This is a genomic window from Cryobacterium sp. PAMC25264, assembly GCF_019443325.1.
In the GTDB taxonomy this organism is placed as follows: Bacteria; Actinomycetota; Actinomycetes; order Actinomycetales; family Microbacteriaceae; genus Cryobacterium.
Genome location: NZ_CP080383.1, coordinates 3,410,148 through 3,426,980, shown reverse-complemented (window position 1 = coordinate 3,426,980; position 16,833 = coordinate 3,410,148). Strand labels below are relative to the sequence as shown.

General features: G+C 70.5%; 17 protein-coding genes and 1 pseudogene. 7 read left to right on the top strand and 11 right to left on the bottom strand.

The annotated features are described in order from the left end of the window. Positions 1–103 precede the first annotated feature (103 nt). Positions 104–2,407 (top strand): MMPL family transporter, encoded by a 2,304-nt coding sequence (locus KY500_RS16055; RefSeq protein ID WP_219901399.1) that lies wholly within the window; start codon positions 104–106, stop codon positions 2,405–2,407. Between the two features lie 156 nt (positions 2,408–2,563). On the opposite strand, the gene KY500_RS16050 is transcribed toward KY500_RS16055, so the two are convergent. Then, a complete protein-coding gene (locus tag KY500_RS16050) occupies positions 2,564–3,319 on the bottom strand; it encodes a DeoR/GlpR family DNA-binding transcription regulator (protein WP_219901398.1) in 756 nt (251 codons plus the stop codon). 55 nt (positions 3,320–3,374) lie between these two features. On the opposite strand from KY500_RS16050, the gene KY500_RS16045 reads away from it, so the two are divergent. The 4 genes from KY500_RS16045 (at position 3,375) to KY500_RS16030 (ending at position 6,653) form a co-directional block, all read left to right on the top strand. After that, positions 3,375–3,761, top strand: a complete 387-nt coding sequence (locus KY500_RS16045; RefSeq protein WP_255579452.1) for a DUF4406 domain-containing protein — start codon at positions 3,375–3,377, stop codon at positions 3,759–3,761. Positions 3,762–3,799: 38 nt separating this feature from the next. Next, positions 3,800–4,438, top strand: coding sequence for an NUDIX domain-containing protein (locus KY500_RS16040; RefSeq protein ID WP_219903488.1), 639 nt, complete (start codon positions 3,800–3,802; stop codon positions 4,436–4,438). Between the two features lie 167 nt (positions 4,439–4,605). Then, a complete protein-coding gene (locus tag KY500_RS16035; RefSeq protein ID WP_219901397.1) occupies positions 4,606–5,340 on the top strand; it encodes a helix-turn-helix domain-containing protein in 735 nt (244 codons plus the stop codon). Beyond that, on the top strand, positions 5,337–6,653 hold the full coding sequence (locus KY500_RS16030; RefSeq protein WP_219901396.1) for an MFS transporter: 1,317 nt from the start codon (positions 5,337–5,339) through the stop codon (positions 6,651–6,653). The genes KY500_RS16035 and KY500_RS16030 overlap by 4 nt, the downstream gene beginning before the upstream one ends. A gap of 44 nt (positions 6,654–6,697) precedes the next feature. On the opposite strand, the gene KY500_RS16025 is transcribed toward KY500_RS16030, so the two are convergent. From KY500_RS16025 to KY500_RS16005, 6 genes and pseudogenes are all read right to left on the bottom strand, one after another. Continuing rightward, positions 6,698–7,393: a DUF2306 domain-containing protein gene (locus KY500_RS16025; protein ID WP_219901395.1), complete on the bottom strand. Its 696-nt coding sequence runs from the start codon at positions 7,391–7,393 to the stop codon at positions 6,698–6,700. A 12-nt stretch (positions 7,394–7,405) separates the two neighbouring features. Then, positions 7,406–7,636 (bottom strand): hypothetical protein, encoded by a 231-nt coding sequence (locus tag KY500_RS16020; RefSeq protein ID WP_219901394.1) that lies wholly within the window; start codon positions 7,634–7,636, stop codon positions 7,406–7,408. Beyond that, positions 7,617–8,324 carry a hypothetical protein gene (locus tag KY500_RS16015; RefSeq protein ID WP_219901393.1) on the bottom strand — a complete coding sequence of 236 codons (708 nt, stop codon included), beginning with the start codon at positions 8,322–8,324 and terminating at the stop codon, positions 7,617–7,619. Before KY500_RS16015 ends, KY500_RS16020 begins: the two co-directional genes overlap by 20 nt. A gap of 140 nt (positions 8,325–8,464) precedes the next feature. Further along, on the bottom strand, positions 8,465–9,619 hold the full coding sequence (locus tag KY500_RS16010; RefSeq protein WP_219901392.1) for a LuxR C-terminal-related transcriptional regulator: 1,155 nt from the start codon (positions 9,617–9,619) through the stop codon (positions 8,465–8,467). 1,100 nt (positions 9,620–10,719) lie between these two features. Continuing rightward, positions 10,720–11,184 (bottom strand): annotated as a pseudogene (locus tag KY500_RS19520) (AAA family ATPase); the annotation flags it as partial. 12 nt (positions 11,185–11,196) lie between these two features. Beyond that, positions 11,197–11,790 (bottom strand): helix-turn-helix domain-containing protein, encoded by a 594-nt coding sequence (locus tag KY500_RS16005; protein ID WP_219901391.1) that lies wholly within the window; start codon positions 11,788–11,790, stop codon positions 11,197–11,199. A gap of 141 nt (positions 11,791–11,931) precedes the next feature. On the opposite strand from KY500_RS16005, the gene KY500_RS16000 reads away from it, so the two are divergent. Further along, positions 11,932–12,180, top strand: coding sequence for a hypothetical protein (locus KY500_RS16000; protein ID WP_219903550.1), 249 nt, complete (start codon positions 11,932–11,934; stop codon positions 12,178–12,180). Between the two features lie 55 nt (positions 12,181–12,235). Here KY500_RS16000 and KY500_RS15995 read toward each other — a convergent pair whose 3' ends face one another. Then, positions 12,236–12,718 (bottom strand): hypothetical protein, encoded by a 483-nt coding sequence (locus tag KY500_RS15995; RefSeq protein WP_219901390.1) that lies wholly within the window; start codon positions 12,716–12,718, stop codon positions 12,236–12,238. 71 nt (positions 12,719–12,789) lie between these two features. Continuing rightward, entirely contained in the window at positions 12,790–13,281 is a 492-nt protein-coding gene (locus KY500_RS15990; RefSeq protein ID WP_219901389.1) for an SRPBCC domain-containing protein, read from the bottom strand. A gap of 408 nt (positions 13,282–13,689) precedes the next feature. Here KY500_RS15990 and KY500_RS15985 point away from each other — a divergent pair, with 408 nt between their 5' ends. Next, entirely contained in the window at positions 13,690–14,592 is a 903-nt protein-coding gene (locus tag KY500_RS15985; protein WP_219901388.1) for a hypothetical protein, read from the top strand. Between the two features lie 180 nt (positions 14,593–14,772). On the opposite strand, the gene KY500_RS15980 is transcribed toward KY500_RS15985, so the two are convergent. Then, positions 14,773–15,588 carry an MBL fold metallo-hydrolase gene (locus tag KY500_RS15980; protein ID WP_219901387.1) on the bottom strand — a complete coding sequence of 272 codons (816 nt, stop codon included), beginning with the start codon at positions 15,586–15,588 and terminating at the stop codon, positions 14,773–14,775. Positions 15,589–15,856: 268 nt separating this feature from the next. Continuing rightward, the gene (locus KY500_RS15975) at positions 15,857–16,822 is read right to left on the bottom strand and encodes an SDR family NAD(P)-dependent oxidoreductase (protein WP_219901386.1); all 966 of its coding nucleotides are present in this window, start codon (positions 16,820–16,822) and stop codon (positions 15,857–15,859) included. Positions 16,823–16,833: the final 11 nt, after the last annotated feature.

Genomic DNA, 16,833 nt, shown 5'->3' with positions numbered 1-16,833 from the left:
CGGTACGACGGTCAGCGGGAACGTGGGGATACGCGTTCACCAGCCGAGGAAGGCCAGGGGATGCCGAGGGACACCGAGGAGGGACACCGAGGGATGACCCGTCATGTTGCGTAAATGGGGCGTGAGCGTCGCCCGGCACCGGCTCATCTCAGTGCTCTGTTGGGCGGTGGCGCTCGCCGCCTGCGCGGCCACGGCCCTGTTCGGCGTCACCGGGGACAGCCTCTTCCAGCGCCTCTCCAGCGCCGGGCCCTCGGTGCAGGGCGAGGCGCAGGACGCTGCCGACCGCCTCGCCGGCCCATCCGGACAGCAGACCGAGTCGCTGTCCCTGCTCGTGCACCCCACCGATCTCAGCTCGCCCGACCTGGCGGCCATCCTCGACTCCGCCACCCTGCGGCTCCAGCAGGTCGACGGGGTGACCCAGGTGATCAACCCCCTCGCCATCCCGCCGCTGCCTGACGGCACACCCAACCCGGCTGCCGCGCCGCTGCTCTCCGCCGACGGCGAGGGCCTCCTTTTCACCGCGGAAATGGAGTCCACCAACGGCACCGTCAGCGACGCGCTGCTCACCTCGGTGGAACAAAGGCTCGACGTGGCGGCCGATGAGGTCAGCCAGCTCGATCCCAACGCCCAGGTGGAGGTGGGCGGGGCCCCCCTCGTGGTCGAGTCGCTCGTCGCCGTGGCCGAGTCCGACCTGCAGAAGGGCGAACTGATCGCCCTGCCCATCGCGCTACTCGTGATGCTGGTGATCTTCGGCGGCTTCCTCGCTGCCGGCATCCCGCTCGTGGGCGCCATCGCGTCGATCATCGGGGCGCTCGGGATGCTCTACGCCTTCACCTTCGTGATGGACATCGGCATCACCGTGATGAACGTGATCACCGTGATCGGGCTGGGCCTGTCGATCGACTACGGCCTGCTCATGGTCAGCCGGTTTCGGGAGGAGTTTCGGGCCCGGGTGGGTGGCGAGGGTCCGGGTGCCCCGGCAGGACGGCCGGGCCCGCCGGTCGCCGAGGCAACCGAGCTGGCCACCGGCGAGCTGTTGACCCTGACGCACCACCGGCACAGCCGGCACGAGCTCATGCTGCAGGCGGTGGGCGGCACGGTGAACACGGCCGGGCGCACGGTGCTCTACTCGGGGTTGACCTTTGCGATCGCCACGGCGGGCCTGCTCGTGTTCGAACCGTCCATCATCCGGGCCATCGCGATCGGCGCCATCTGCGTGGTGCTCATCGCCATCCTCACCGCTCTGGTTCTGGTGCCGGCCCTGCTCGGCTACCTGGGCGACCGTTTGTTGCAACCCGGCCTGCTCACCCGCATCCCGGGCCTGGGCCGCTGGCTCACCCGGTTCGGCGACATCGCCCCCGAGGACGGCGTGTTCTCCCGGCTGGCCCGCGGCGTGCAGCGGGCCCCGGTGCTGATCGCGCTGGCCGCCTCCGCCGTGCTGCTGTTGCTCGGCAGCCCGGTGCTGTCGATGACGGTGTCGAACAGTGCCGACGACGCCATCCCGCCGTCGTCCACCCAATACGACTTCCTCACCACGCTTTCCGAGGAGTTCCCGCTCGCCACCGCGCCGCGGGTGCACCTGGTGTCGCGCACCGACCAGGCGGCCGCGGTCGGGTGGGCCGACGACGTCGCCGCTCTGCCCGGGGTGACGGATGTCTCGCCGCCGGTCGACCAGAACGGCTACTGGGTGTCCCGGGTCGAGGTAGAGACCCATCAGGGCGCCGAGGTGGTGCGGGAGATCCGGGGTGACCGGCCGGACTTCGAGAATTGGGTCGGCGGGGTCGAAGCGCAGGCCGTCGACTACCTCGATTCCCTCGCGCAGGGAGCGCCCTTGGCGGTGCTCATCATCGCCGTGGCCACCTTCGTCTTGCTGTTCCTCATGACCGGGTCGGCCGTCATCCCGCTGACCGCCCTGGTGATCAGCGCCATCTCGTTGGGGGCTGCGGCCGGGGTGCTGGTCTGGGGGTTCCAGGAGGGCAACCTGTCGGGGGTGCTGAATTTCGACCCCGACACCATCTCCGGAGTCGACGCGCTCGTGCTCACCCTCGTGCTCACCTTCGGGTTCGGACTGGCGATGGACTACGAGATGTTCCTGCTGGCCCGGATCAAGGAACACCACGACAGGGGCGAGAGCACCCGGAGGGCGATCGAGACCGGACTGCAGAGTTCGGGGCGCATCATCACTTCGGCGGCGCTGATCATCGTGCTGGTCTTCGCGGGCTTCGCCACGGGCGAGCTCATGCAGATGAAGCAGATCGGCACGGCCCTGGCGGTGGCGGTGCTGCTGGATGCGACGCTGGTGCGCATCGTGCTGGTGCCGGCGGTGATGACCTCGCTCGAGCGCATCCTCTGGTGGGCGCCGCGCTGGACCGCGCCCATCCACGCCCGCTTCGGCCTGCGCGAGTAGCCGCCATAGCGGCCCGCCCCGTCCCAGGTGCCGTAACTGCGCCCAAAGCGGACAATTGCACCCCGCCTACCGGGTGCAAATGTCCGTTTCGGGCATAGTTGTGCCGCGCGGGGGCGTGGAACGGGCGGGAACAGCGCGCGGGAACAGGGCAGGCAGTCAGGCAGCCAGGATGGCGACGCCGGCGTCGCGCAGGTCGACCAGCGCCGGGTGGTCCGCGGCGGTGTCGGTGACGATGCCCGCGACGTCGCCGAGCGGCAGCACCCGGTAGGGGGAGGCTGCGCCGACCTTCTCCGCGCTCGCCAGCACATAGGTGTCGGCGGCCCGCCCGGCAAGCGCGCGCTTCATCGCGGCTTCCTCCACGTCTCCGGTGGTGAGCCCCGCGGTGGCGTGCACGCCCGTCACGCCGAGGAGGAAGAGGTCGGCCGACACCGCCTGGGCGGCCTCGACCGCGGCGGCTCCGCAGGCGACCGCCGAGTGCTTGAACAGGCGCCCGCCGATCAGGTAGACCTCCACGCCCGCGTGCGGCACCAGGGCGGCGGCAATGGTGGGGCTGTGGGTGATGACGGTGCAGACCAGCTCGGCGGGGAGCGCGCGCACCACGGCGAGGGTTGTCGTGCCGCCGTCGAGGATGACGGTGCTGCCCGGAGTGATCAGTTGGGCCGCGCGTGTGGCGATCCGGTCCTTGCTGGCTGGCTGCACGAGGGTGCGGTCCGCGTACTGCGCGAGGGCCGCCGACACGGGCAGCGCCCCGCCGTAGACGCGCTGGCAGAGGCCAGCGGCCGCGAGTTCGCGCAGGTCGCGGCGCACGCTGTCGTCGGACAGGCCCAGTTCGGCCGCGATCTCCTTGGCCACCACCTTGCCGTCGCGGGCCAGTCGAGCGAGGAGGAGGGCCTGTCGTTCCGCTGCCAGCATTGCGCGTTCCTTCCGAGTTGTGCATGTTTATGCACGTTGTATTACTCTAGCGGATATGGCCGCATCCCTGATGATCCTGATCGCCGGCCCGTACCGCTCGGGCACGGGCGACGACCCCGTGCTGCTCCGCCAGAACCTTGACCGGCTCGAGGAGGCGGCCTGGCCGATCTTCCGCGCCGGCCACCTGCCGATGATCGGCGAGTGGGTGGCGCTGCCCGTGCTCGCCAGCGCCGGGGTGACGGATGTCGCGCATCCGTTGGCCGCCGACGTCATGTACCCCACCGCCGAGCGCCTGCTCGAGCGGTGCGACGGCGTGCTGAGGCTCCCCGGCGAGTCCCAGGGGGCCGACCAGGATGTGGTCATCGCCCGCCGCCTGGGCATCCCCGTGTACACGAGCCTGGACGAGGTGCCCGGCGTCGGTGCGCCCCTGCCGCAGTCGTGACCGCCGCAGTCGGCAGCACCCCCACCGGCCGGCCCGGCATGGACCGGCCCGACGGCCGCGGCCGCACCGGGCTGCACCTGGCCGCGACCGGGCCGCACGGCAATCCGGACGTCACGGTGGGCCAGGTCGAGGTGACCAGCGACGGTTGGCACGTGCTGCGTCGCACCACGTTCGACTACCGGCGCCGCGACGGCCGCGTGGTGCGGGAGCAGCGCGAGACCTATGACCGCGGCAACGGAGCGACCATCCTGCTCTACGACCCGGTGCGCCGCACGGTGTTGCTCACGCGCCAGTTCCGCTACCCCGCCTACGCCAACGGGCACCCCGACGGCATGCTCATCGAGACCGCCGCCGGGCTGCTTGACGACGAGGCCCCCGAGGTGGCGATCCGCCGCGAGACGGGCGAGGAGCTCGGCGTCGACGTGGGGGAGCTGCGGCACGTCTTCGACCTCTATATGAGCCCCGGGTCCGTCACCGAGCGGGTGCACTTCTACGTGGCCGCCTACGCGCCCGCCGATCGGGTTGCTCCGGGCGGTGGCCTGGCCGAGGAGGGCGAGGACATCGAGGTGCTCGAGATCCCGACCGACGACGCTCTGCTTATGGTTGCCGACGGCCGCATCGTCGACGGCAAGACCGTCATCCTGCTGCAGTGGGCGGCGCTGACGGGTCTGCTCTGAGGCCCTGCGTTGCCTCACCGGCGCGCTGGCCCGCACTCAAGTGCACCCGCAGCGGACAAATGCACCCGGTGCGCCGGGACCATTTGTCCGGTGCGGCACCAGTTGCCCCGGCACAGACCCTCAAAGAGATGTTTGACAGTGGGTGAACGGATGTCTAGCCTGGACCCATGCCCACTCCCCACGACCTCGAGGGCCTGCGTGTGGTGGCCCATCCTCTCCGGCTCAAACTGCTCTCCCTGCTCACGGCCGAGAGCCTGAGCGCCGCCGAGGCCGCCCGGGTTCTCGGCGAGAGCCAGGCGAACGTGAGCTACCACCTGCGCCGGTTGGCCCAGGCGGGTCTCGTGCAGCTGGTCGAGGAGGCCCGGGTGCGTGGCGGTGTCGCCAAGCGCTACCGGCACGATCCGGCGTCGGGCGAGGCCCTCGCCAGCGGGGACGCGGACGAACACCGGGCGTTGATGTCGGCCATGGCGGCCGAGCTGGTGCAGCGCAGTGCCCGCTACGAACCGGGGGCGCCGATCGTCTTCACCGACGCCGAGGTTTCGCTGCCCGCCGAGGCGTGGCAGCGGGTGCGCGACCTCGGGCGTGAACTGGGCCGGCTCCTCCACGACGAGGCCGTGGCCGCCGGCACTCCCGGTGCCGTGCGCGTGGCCGCCATGGTGGCCCTCTTCCCGGTCGCCCCGGCCCTCGCGGCCCCGAGCCCCGCGACCCCGGCCACCGAGACCCCTGTCTCCGCGCCCCTCACCCCTGCGCCCGTCAGCCCCGCGCCCCTCACCCCTGCGACCCTCAGCCGCGCGCCCCTCACCCCTGCGACCCTCAGCCCCGTGCCCCCGGCCTCTGAAGCCCCGGCCTCCGACGCGCCGGCCGCTCAAGCCCCGCTCTCCTCCGATCCCGGCGCGGAGTGATCGCCGGCTACCTGCAGGCGCTCCGCACACCGGGAGCTCTCCGGGTCTTCCTACCCGCCCTCCTGGGGCGGCTGTCATTCGCCATGGTGACGCTCGCCCTGCTTTACAGCGTGCAGACCAGCACCGGATCCTTCGCCGCGGCCGGCGCCGCCACGGGGGCGTTCGGGCTGGCCAACGTGATCGCCTCGCCCTACCGCGCGCGGATCGTCGACCGGGTCGGCCAACGCGTGGCGCTGGGCGCCATGAGCATCCTGTTCGCGCTCGGCCTCGGCGGCGTGGCGTGGGCGACGACCCGGCCCGACATACCCGTCGGGCTCGTGGTCGGCATCGCCGCCATCACCGGCCTCTTCCCGCCTCCGCTCGGCGCCGCCATGCGGGTGATCCGGGGGTCTCTCACCGCTTCGGGCCCGCAGCGCACCCGCGCGTACAGCATCGACGCCGTGTGCGAAGAGGTGCTGTTCACCACCGGGCCGTTGATCGCCGCGGCGATCATCGCGCTGACCAGCCCCGCGACGGCGCTGCTGGCGACGGGCGGTATCGCGGTGCTCGGCACCCTCGGCATGACCGGTGGCAGCGCCTCCCGGCAGCGCGGCGCCCGCCGCACCCCGGCGCCGCCGGCCCTGCGTCCGCTGCGGCAACCCGGCTTCGCCCTGGTGCTGATGGCCCTCGTGGCGGTGGGATGCGTGCTCGGCACCGTCGAGGTGGCCGCCCCGGCCGTGGCCGAGCGGGCGGGTTCGGTGCAGGCGGGGTCGGTGCAGGTCGGCTGGGTGCAGGTCGATTCGGTACAGGTGGGCTGGGTGCAGGTCGATTCGGTACAGGTGGCGGGGATGCTGCTGGCCGCCTTCGCAGCGGGCAGTGCGATCGGCGGGCTGCTCTACGGGCAACGCGTCTGGCGGGCCTCCCTCGGAGTGCGGCTGCTGGTCACCGGCACGACGATAAGTGTGCTGTGCGCGGCCCTCGCGTTGGTGTCCGGGCTGCTCGCCTTCGCCGCCGTGCTCGCCCTGGTCGGCTTTTTCCTGGCGCCCGCGCTGATCGCGGGCTACCTCACCGCCGACGAACTCACGGCGGTCGAGGTGCGCACCGAGGCCTCCAGCTGGATCAACACGGCCGTCAATGCGTGTGCGGCGGGGGCCGCTATCGCGGTCGGCGCCGTGGTCGACGTGGCCGATCCGCAGCTCGGTTTCCTCGTCGCAGCGGTCATCGCGCTCGCGCTGCTGCTGGTCGCAGCGCCCCGGCTCGCGCGGGGTGCCGGCCGGACTCGACCGCCCGACCGGACTGCCCGGGAGGCCGCCAGATCCAGCGACCCGCACTGACGGGGCCGAACCGTGCTCACCGAACCGTGCTCACCGAACCGTGCTCACCGAACCGTGCGAACCGGCCGAGCGCCGGGCCGGGCGCGGCGCCGGATGATCACTTCGGCCACCGCCAGGTTCAGCAACCAGGCCGCGCCCATGATCACCGTTCGGGAGGGCTCATCGGTGGGCCCGAACAGGATGGCTCCGGGGATGAGCAGGAGCGCCTGGGTGCCGGCTGCCACCCCGATCGCGTAAGCCCGGGTCATCCAGCTGCCGTGGCCGACGAGGTCGCGGCTCGAAATTGCGCGGATGCCCAGGGCGAGGCTGGCCACCATCGCGGCCCCGAAGAAGAGGCGAAGCAGCGACATGATCAGGCCGTCGCCGGGCGGATGCGGGTAGAACGCCGCCATCCACATGCCGGACAGGGCCGCGACTAGCCCGGCCGGAAGGAGGAGGATGCGGCCCGCGACCCGGTGCCAGCCGCCGCGGCCGCGGCGCAGGGCCGGTACGAACTGGAAGGCTCCGATCAGGCTGAAGATCGTGGCACCCACGATATGTGCCAGCACCGGAACCGGGGAATCGAGGAACCGGGCGTTGTGCACGGTCGGCACGGCTCCTCCGGTCAGTTCGCCGAGCCGGGCGGCGCCGGCGAGCACCGGGATGAGGCTGAGCAGAATCAGCCCGGCCGGCACCAGCCACGACGAGCGGGGGCGCGAGCGCAGGTTGGGGAGCGGGTGGGTGATCTGTGCGTCGTTCATCTGCGTGAGCTCCTAGGGACGGGACGGCATTGGGTTGACCGAGAGGAGGGTGAGTCCCACGTCGCCGATGCGCCGCAGGATCCCGTGCAGGGCGGCCTGGTCGGTGACCGCGCCGGTCAGGATGGTGGTTCCGTCTCGGCAATCGGTCAGCTCGAAGCCGTCGAACCAATCGCTCCAGCCCACATCCAGCTGTCCCTGGATGCGGATCTCGAAGCGGTGCGGGTCAGCGAGTCTGGGTGGCACGGCGGATGCCTCGTTCGGTGCCCGTGGTGCCCTCGGCACCTTCGGTGGGCTGCTGCACCGCCCGGCGCTGGGTCGACCACAGCGAGTAGCCGAGCCAGATCAGCGCCAGACCCATCGGAATCGCGGCCATCCGTTCGACGGTGTGCGGAAGCAGACCGGCCACGGGCGTCAGCGCGGCCGCGACGATGAGCAGGATGCTCGCCCCGCGGGACAGGACCCGGGCACGGAGGAGCGCGATGCCGAACATGAGGGCGCCGACGATATAGAGGGCGCTGCCCACGGGCACCACCAGGGCCAGCGGCCCGAGATCGGTCGTGCTGGCGTAACGGCCGAACAGGCCGACGAAGTCCGTGGCGAACTGGGGCGCGGCATCCGTGAGCAGGGGTGCGATGAGCGCCTCGGCGAAGTTGAAGGCCGACTGCAGGATGAAGAAGAGGCTGAACATGAGGTAGCCGATCAGGCCGAGCACCCCGAGCCGGCGCACCTGGCTGAGGTACAGGCCCGCCAGCCCGATCAGCGCCAGCACGGCCATGCTCATACTGAGCAGGTGCACGACCAGCCACATCGGGGTGGTGATCGAGGCGATGACGTCACGGGGATGGATGAACTGAATGACGATATAGATCAGTCCGGCCAGGGCGGCGGATGCGCCGGCGGCGCGGGTCAGTGTGGTGGTCGAGATGCTCATGGCTGTTCTCCTTGATCCGGGTACACCTCGGCGGAAACCTGAGGATGCTGGCGAATCTACGGAGGGACCTGGTGACGCGGCATCACCCGGCATGGTGATCGAGATGGTGATTGTGCAGCTCCGCGGCTGCAACTCAACGGCTAGAGCAGGCCCAGCGCCTCGGCCCGGCGCACGGCCGCGGGGCGGCTGTTCACGTCGAGCTTGCCGAAGATGTGCCGGGTGTGGGTGCGCAGGGTGTTCAGCGAGATGTAAAGCTCCCGGGCGATGTCGGGTCCGCTCAGTTCGCTGGCCAGCAACCGCAGCACCTGCCGTTCGCGCTCGCTCAGCGGCTCGGCGAGCCCGCCCGCCGGGGCCGCGCTCTCACCCAACGGCAGCGCACCCTCATCCGGCGCGATGGTGTTGCTCAGGCGTTGGACGACCGCGGGACTGATGCCGGCTGCCGAGGCGTTCCGCAGCAGTGCCACCAGCGGTTCGCCCTCGTCGAGGAACAGCCGGCAGTACCCCTCCGGCTCCGCGCGCCGGAGGGCCTGCTCCAGGGATTCGAGCGCCCGGATGGTGTCGCCGTTCGCCGCGTGCGCGAGCGCCTGCAGTAGCTGGATCTCGGTCACGCTGCCCCAGCGGTGCCCGGTCTCGGCGGTCGCGAGCAGCCGGCCCAGCAGGTGCAGGGCCTCGCGGAGCCGGCCCGTGCCGGGGGCGGCCCGGTGTGCGGCGATCAGCAGCCGGGCCAGGGTGAGGTGCTCGAATTCGCGCAGGTAGACCGGGGCATCCGTGCTCGACAGGCCCCGCGCGGTCACCCACGCGGTAGCCTCGTCCAGGCGTCCCTGGCCGATCCAGACTCGAGCCGTCTGCGCGTCGATCGGGCGCAGTTCCGGCAGGAACCCGCGTCGGTAGTCCTGCTCCGCCGTGCCGAGCAGCTCGAGCGCGGCCTCGGGGTCTCCCTCCGCCTGCCGGATGCGTGCCATCGACACGAACCAGCGGTACCGATTCTCGTGCGAATGAGCCGGTTCGCCCAGCGCCTCGCTCGCGGCCAGGTGGGCCAGGGCAGCGGGCAGGTCGTTCTGCTCCCGCAGGATCTCGCTGAGCCCCACCTCCAGGTCGCCGGTGGACTGCGGGGGAGTACCGTCCGCGACGGTCAGCCGGAGCGCCTCCCCGAGTGCGTCCTCATAGAGACGCTGGGCATCCCGCAGTCGGCCTTGGCCCAGAAGCATGTCGGCGGTGGGGATGGTCGTGCTGAGCGCATCCGCCAGGTTGCCGGCCCGCCGCAGGCTGATGCGGACCTCGCCGAACGCCCGCACCCCGGCGTCGAGGTCGCCGGTGGCCCACGCGGCGAGCCGAGGAACCCCGCCGCCGCACCCCGGCCCAGATGGTCGCCGGGTTCGGTGAGGTCCAGGGCCCGTTGCGCGTGGGTTCTCATGCCGGCCAGGTCTCCGCGGGCCTGCGCCACCGCGGCCCGGTACACGGCGATCGTCACGGGCAGGGTGCGCAGTTCTTCGCTCGGCGCCGAGTCGTGCGCCGGCCGCCCCGCGGCATCCCGGGTGGCCAGGGAGCTTTCCGCGGCGGCCAGCTGTGGTTCAACGGCCTCCACATCGCCGGCGACGAGCGAAGACCACGCGCGATAGACGCCCAGAACCGGCCGGCGACGGATGACGGGTGCCGGCAACAGCGCCAGCCAGCGCAGCAGGGTGGCGTCGTGCCGGCTCAGCCGCACGGCCGGAACGGCGAGCTCGATCAGCCGGGCCGCCCGCTCGACGTCGTCGGCCGCCAGCGCGTGTGTCACGGCGTTCTCGATGAGGTCGTGGCGTTCGTACCACTCGCTCGCGCGGGTATGCAGAACACGCGGGCCGGGATCCTGGCCGGCCAGCCGGGCCCGGAGCACGTCGGCGAACAGGGGGTGGTAGCGGTACCACTCCCGCCGGTCGTCCAGCGGAACCACGAACAGGTTGTCCCGTTCCAAGGCGGACAGCATCTCGCTGCCGCCGGTGAGTCCGGTGACCGCGTCGCAGAGCGCGCCGTTCAGACCGTCCAGGACGGAGGTCCGCAGCAGGAAGTCGCGCACCGTCGCGGGTTGGCGCTGCAGCACCTCCTCCACGAGATAGTCGAGGACGAACCGGTTGCTGCCGGCGAAGCCCGAGATGAAACCCGACACGTCGTCACGCTCCCGCAGCGACAGGGCGGCCAGCTGGAGCCCGACGATCCATCCCTCCGTGCGGGCGTCGAGCACCGCGACATCCGTGGCGGACAGGTTCAGCCCCATCATCTCGTTGAGGAATTCGGCCGCCTCGGCCGGGGCGAAGCGCAGGTCGGCTGCCCGCATCTCGGTGAGTTCGCCGCCGGCGCGCAGCCGTGCCACCGGGAGGAGCGGATCGGATCGGCTGGCCAGGGCCACGTGCAGAGTGGACGGCTGGTGGTCGATCAGGAACAAGACGGCATCACGGACGGGTTGCGCCTCGATGGCCTGGAAATCGTCGAGCACCAGGACTATCGGGTGGCTAGTCGTCGCGACGGCGTTGATGAGTGCCGTCAACGTCAGCTCGACAGATCCCAGCAGGCCCGCCGCCTCCACGTCGAGCGTGGGGTCCGCCTGATGCAGGGCGCTGATGAGGTACTCGAGAAACCGGGTCGGGTCGTTGTCGCCTTCGTCGAGCGAAATCCAGGCCACTCGCAGCAGGGCGTTCTGCCGGCGGGCATCGGCCAGCCACCCGCTGAGCAGAGTGGTCTTGCCGAACCCGGCTGGCGCCGACACCAGCGTCAGCTTGCGGCCGCAGTGGAGCCCGTCGTTCAGCTTGTCGATGAGCCGGCGCCGGGCGATGGCGTGGGGTCTGGGAACGGGGACGAACAGTTTTGTGGCCAGTACCGGCATCGTCATGATCGGTCAGCTCGATGTGGCCGGCGTGGACCGGGCGCGCAGGTGGATGCGCTCGCCCTGTTTGCCGAACATGCTCAGGATCTCCACCGAATCCGTGCCGGCGGAGCCGAACCAGTGCGGATTGCGGGTGTCGAACTCCGCGGCCTCACCCGTGCCGAGGACGACGTCGTGTTCGCCAAGAATCAGCCGTAGCCGTCCGGAGAGCACGTAGATCCACTCGTAGCCGGTGTGGCTGCGTGGTGCTGGTTCCCGGTCGGTGGCGGGGATGACGATCTTGAACGCCTGCGGCTCCCCCTGATGCTGCGACAGCGGGGTGAGGGTGCGTCCGTCGGATCGGGTCGATTTCTGCGGCACCCGCGGGTCCTCCACCCGCGGCGGGTTGACGATGTCTTCGAACGGTACCGCCAGCGCCGCCACGATGGGCAAGAGGAGTTCGAGATTGGGCTTGCGCTGCCCGGACTCGAGCCGGGAGAGCGTGCTCTTGGAGATCCCGGTCGCCGCGGCGAGCTCCGCCAGGGTCACGTTCTTCTTCTCCCTGGCACGTCGCAGGCGCGGAGCGATCTGGGTGAGTTCTTCAACGATCCGGGGTGCGCTGCTCATGAAATCAGCCAAGCACTCTGTCCCAATTTTGGCAATGATTGTTTCAGTAGGGAGGGAGATCACGGCACCGTAGAGGCAGACGGGCCGCTCGCGGTTCGTACCCGCCGGGACAGCCGTCCCGCCAGTCGAAAGGATCACTCCATGTCGTTTTCTCACCCTCCCCGCGCCACCGTTGGGCCGCCGTCGGTGCATGTCCGTGCCGTCATCACCTGGATCGCGATTTTCCCGCTGGTCACCCTCGGATTCTTCGCCATCGCTCCCTTCGCCGGCGACTGGAACCCGGTACTGCGCGCCTTCGTGCTGTCCGTCGTGGTGGTGCCTGTCGCCGTGTACCTCGTCGTGCCCCAACTCATGCGCGGCTATGGCGCCATTCGCGCCCGGCGTCCCTAGGGCGTATCGGTTCTTGCGGGCCCTAATCAGCTGCCATGCCTCGCGGCTGCTGGTGTCATCGACGTTGTTGACGATTCGACCGGTCCTCGGCCAGTTCCTTGAGCTTGGCCAGTCCCTGCGGCCATAGCTCGCCGAAGAGTTCGGCGTAGGTATCCGCCGTGTCCACGTCGACGGTGACGGTCGTGACCCCATCGACCTCGTTGAGAGAGTAGGACTCCCGAGCTCCGATCAGCTGCCGTGCCTCGCGACTGGTGGTGTCGTCGACATCGTTGACGATTTGACCCTGATACTCGATGAGAACGAATTCGTAGGGGCGGTTCTCGGTGATCACGCCGAACATCCCGGTCAGGCCGCCGTGGGTACCATCCGGGTTGCTGCCCAGGAATCGGATCTCGCTGCCGGGCAACCAGTTGCCCTCGAAGTTGGAACCCGGGTTGAACACACTCGTCCACTGGCGGTAGGTCGTGTCGTCGAACATGGTCTGCCAGACGACGACCGCCGACGCGTGCACCTGGATCAAGAATTGCTGGGATTCCATGGCGTGAGTGTAGCTCCGGCATCCCCCTGTCTCCAGGGCCCGAGACGGGGTGACGGATGCCCGCACCCCGGTCAGCCCTCCCGGTCGGCCGGATGCTGCCCGCGGGTGTGGGCCTCGGCCTCGGAGAGATCCCGGAGCGCGATGAGGGCACGGGGCCACATCTCGGCGAACATGTCGGCGTACTGGTCGTCCACGTCGATGTCCACCGTGACGGTGGTGACCCCATCGGCTTCGATGAAGGTGTAATTCTCGTGTGTGCCGGCGATGGCGCGGGCACCGTCGCTCGTGGTGTCCTCGACGCCGTTCACGATCTGCCCGCGGTATTCGATCGAGACGAACTCGTGCGGGCGGTGTTCGGCGATCACCCCCACCATGCCGCTCGCCGTGCCGTCTTCGTTGTCCCCCAGGAAGAGGATCTCGCTGCCCTGCAGCCAGGAGCCCTCGAAGTAGGAGCCGGGATGGAACGCGCTCGCCCAGAGGCGGTAGGTCGCATCGTCCAGCATCGTTTCCCACACCACCTCGGCCGGCGCGTGCACCGTGAGTTCATAATGTTGGGTCTGCATGCGGGGGAGCGTAGCCCGCATCCCTTCAACGCTCTAGGCCCATCCCGAGGGCAGGCCGCAGAGTTTCGAACCTGCATTCGTGTTCACACCTGTGGATAAATCTGTGCACAGGGTGTGGAAATCCCCGCCCTGACTACTCACAGGCTGTGGATTGTCATGTGGATAACCTGGGGACAGCGCTGTGCAGTCTGTCGTGAGGGCGTCGGCGCGGCGCGACCGGTGGCGGGCCCGATCGTGCTAACAGTATCGAAGATGGCTTCGTCGGCTCATCCGTTCGGTTCGCACACCGCTCTGACCGGTCGGCCCGTACGGTCCTCACGGTCTAGCCTGATCATCAGCGGCACAGCGGCCGTGAGCGGGCGCGCACCGGAGCGGGCTCGCAGAAGGCAGCCAGTGAGTGCGACGGATATGACCCGATCGGCGGAGTTCGACGCGTTCGGCCCCTGGGTGGACCAGGTGCGAAATGCCGCCGAGGTGCCCGGCCTCTACCGGGACTACCCGGTGGACTTCGCTGTCAGTCGCCTAGTGCTCAAGGTGCCCCGCAACATCAGCCGCCGGGACGCGCTGCCCACGATGGACCTCTACGACCACCTCATCATCGTGGCCCCGGCCGCGCTCATCGTGCTCAGCCGCACGGGCGGCAGCTTCACCGAGCGCGCCCTCGGCTACGCCGACATCGTGGCGATCACCGACACCGTCGACCTCGTCGACGGCCGGCTGAGCATCCTCACGCGCGCGGGCGACACGCTCGCCGTGCCGTACAACGGGTCGTCCCAGGAAGTGATCACCCGACTCATCGACGTGCTGGGCGAGCTGACCCGCGCGGCCCCGCGAGCCGGCGCCGCGACCCTGCCCGCAACGGATGCGCCGCCGGCGCTCGACCTGCTCGACCTCGGCAAGCAGGACGTGGGCCTGGTCACCTCGTACTTCGACCTGTTGCGCCACCACTTCGGTGCGAGCCTGCTCGCCGCCCACGGGCGTGCGGGGCTCATCCCGCGCGGCGGCCTGCTCACCCGGGCCGTGCACGCCCTCTACCCGATGACGCTGCACGGCGCCGTGCTCTGCCGCACCGAAACCGAGCTGCACATCCTGGGGCGGAAGGCCTGGCTGGTGCGCGGCAACACCCCCGATCTGTCCCGCTCGCACAGCACGATTCCGCTCGGTGCGATCGACCGGGTCACCGTGGCGCCGCATCCGAAATACCTCGCTGCCGTGGTGGTCACCGTGCGGCTGGGCGAGGCGACCTTCGACCTCGTGCTGCCCGAGGGGTCGGCAGCAGAGCGGGCCCTGGGGGCGCGCCCGGCGACCTGACCGCGGCCTGGATCGACGAACTCGTGCAGGTGGCCAACACGCCCGTGGGTCTACGTATGCTGCCCGAACCGCCCGACCGGCCCCTGCGGACCACGTGACTCGGCTACTGGGCCCGGCTACCTGACCCCGCTGCCTGGCCGGGCTGTGTGGCCCGGGCCGCCTGCTGTGTCGAGCCGCGCCTCAGGTGAGGTGGTCGAAGTCGCCGCGCACCCAGTCCCAGTGCCGGTCGGCCGACCGGCGCACGATCGCCCGGGCATCCGCCGCGATCATGTTGTCGAAGTTGCCGTACAGCCGGTCGAACTCGAATCGCTCCAGCGTGCGCGCGATGCGCTCCACGACCGGGCCCGAGAGGGGCAGCCGGTTGGGGTAGCTGCGCATGAAACTCACCGAGCTGCGGTCGGGGTTGGCGAACACGGTGTCGCCGCTGAGCAGCACTCCCCGGCCGCCGGCGCCGTCTGCCCAGTGGATGACGGCGCTGCCGGGGAAATGCCCGCCCACCTGCACGAGCGTCACGCCCGGCAGTAGGTGCACCTCGCTGGACCAGGGCTGGATGACCGGGTCGCGCCGGGCCAACCAGGCCAGGTCGACTTCGGCCACGAGCACCGGAGGATGCCCGAGCGCCCGGCTCCACTCCACCTGAACGCCGAACATGTGCGGGTGACTCGCCACGACCGCCCGCACCGGCCCGTGCTCGAGCACCTGGGTGGCGATGTCGTTGTCGACGAACCCGATCGGGTCCCAGAGCACCGTGCCGGAGGGCGTGCAGAGTAGTTTGGCCTGCTGGCCGATGCCCACGGCGGGCGTGCTCTCGATGCCGAACAGATCCGGCTCGAGGTCGAGCAGCCTGGCCTGGGTGCCGGCCTCGTGCAGGTCGTACAGGGTCGTCCACTGCTGGCCCGCCGCCGGTACCCACTGTCGTTCGTCGGCGCAGATGGCGCACACCCCGGCGTTGTCGGCGTGCTCGACGCCGCAGGTCGCGCAGATCCAGAAGCTCACGCTGGTCCCTCCCGATGCGCGCTGCCCCGCAGCCGGAGGTCGAGGAGCGTCGCGCGCTTGCCGCCAGTATGCCCCGGCTCATCCGCGGCCGGGCGGCCCGTCCGCCCCCATCGTCGGTCGCGCCCCCGTCGTCGGTCGAGCTCGTCGAGACCCGGTGACCTGGTTCGCAGGTCGCGCCCGTCCGTCGGTCGAGCCTGTCGAGTCCCCGTGAGTCGGTCTGATGGTCGCGACCACGCGCTGGTCGAGCCTGTCGAGTCCCCGTGAGCCGTCAGGCCGAGGTGACCAACCCGGCCGAGACCTCCCACAACCGGCGGGCGGCCTGCGCATCGAGCGCGTGCGGCACCACACCGTGGATCCCGTCCTCGATCGCCGGCACTACCTGGGCCGGGTGGCAATCTTCGTAGTACCCGGGCGTCCCCACGCCGAGCGTCGCCCGGGTGGCCACGAACACCGAGGTCGCGGCCCCCTGCGCCGCACTCTTCCCCGGATAGCGGCGCTTCATCCCGGCCAGCATCTCCGGATCCCAGTGCCGCTGCAGGTTCGTCCAGATACCTCCGGGCATCAGGGCGGCCGCGGTGATGCCGTCGTCCGCCCACCGCCGGGTGGCCTCGAGGGCGAACAGCACGTTCGCGGTCTTCGACTGGCCGTACGCGAGGCCCGAGTCGTAGGCATCCCGCTCGAAGAACAGGTCGTCGAACCGGATACCGCTGGACCCGTGCCCGCTCGAACTCACCGCCACGATCCGGGCGTTGCCGGCCGCGGAGAGGGCCGGATGCAGCGCCGTCGCGAGGGCGAAGTGGCCCAGGTGGTTCACCGCGAACTGCAGCTCCCAACCGGCCGGGGTGCGCAGTTCGGGGGTGTGCATGATCCCCGCGTTGTTCACCAGGATGTGCAGCGGCCCGGTCCAGCTCGCGGCCAAGTCTCGCACCGAGCCGAGGTCGGCCAGGTCGAGGTGGACCACCCGCACGATGTCGCTTCCGGTAGTCGCACGGATGTCCGCGGCCGTGCGGGCGCCGGCCGCGAGGTCCCGAACGGCGAGAGTGACGCCCGCACCGGCGGCGGCCAGAGCTCGGGCGGTCTCCACCCCGATGCCGGAGCTCGCCCCGGTGACGAGAGCGGAGCGACCGGTCAGGTCGACCCCCTCCACCACCTCGAGGGCGGTCGACTCGGCCCCGAAGGCGGCGCGATGGGAGTCGGCGACGAGGGACCGGCGATCTTCAGGAGTGGACTTCATGGTCCATTCGT

Coding starts and splice junctions, on each gene's coding strand:
- KY500_RS16005 (WP_219901391.1), bottom strand. CDS start 11,790: ATGAGCAGCGCACCCCGGATCGTTGAAGAACTCACCCAGATCGCTCCG.
- KY500_RS15985 (WP_219901388.1), top strand. CDS start 13,690: ATGACCCGATCGGCGGAGTTCGACGCGTTCGGCCCCTGGGTGGACCAG.
- KY500_RS16015 (WP_219901393.1), bottom strand. CDS start 8,324: ATGAGCATCTCGACCACCACACTGACCCGCGCCGCCGGCGCATCCGCC.
- KY500_RS16045 (WP_255579452.1), top strand. CDS start 3,375: ATGGCCGCATCCCTGATGATCCTGATCGCCGGCCCGTACCGCTCGGGC.
- KY500_RS16050 (WP_219901398.1), bottom strand. CDS start 3,319: ATGCTGGCAGCGGAACGACAGGCCCTCCTCCTCGCTCGACTGGCCCGC.
- KY500_RS16035 (WP_219901397.1), top strand. CDS start 4,606: ATGCCCACTCCCCACGACCTCGAGGGCCTGCGTGTGGTGGCCCATCCT.
- KY500_RS15975 (WP_219901386.1), bottom strand. CDS start 16,822: ATGAAGTCCACTCCTGAAGATCGCCGGTCCCTCGTCGCCGACTCCCAT.
- KY500_RS16055 (WP_219901399.1), top strand. CDS start 104: ATGTTGCGTAAATGGGGCGTGAGCGTCGCCCGGCACCGGCTCATCTCA.
- KY500_RS16025 (WP_219901395.1), bottom strand. CDS start 7,393: ATGAACGACGCACAGATCACCCACCCGCTCCCCAACCTGCGCTCGCGC.
- KY500_RS15990 (WP_219901389.1), bottom strand. CDS start 13,281: ATGCAGACCCAACATTATGAACTCACGGTGCACGCGCCGGCCGAGGTG.
- KY500_RS16000 (WP_219903550.1), top strand. CDS start 11,932: ATGTCGTTTTCTCACCCTCCCCGCGCCACCGTTGGGCCGCCGTCGGTG.
- KY500_RS16040 (WP_219903488.1), top strand. CDS start 3,800: ATGGACCGGCCCGACGGCCGCGGCCGCACCGGGCTGCACCTGGCCGCG.
- KY500_RS15995 (WP_219901390.1), bottom strand. CDS start 12,718: ATGGAATCCCAGCAATTCTTGATCCAGGTGCACGCGTCGGCGGTCGTC.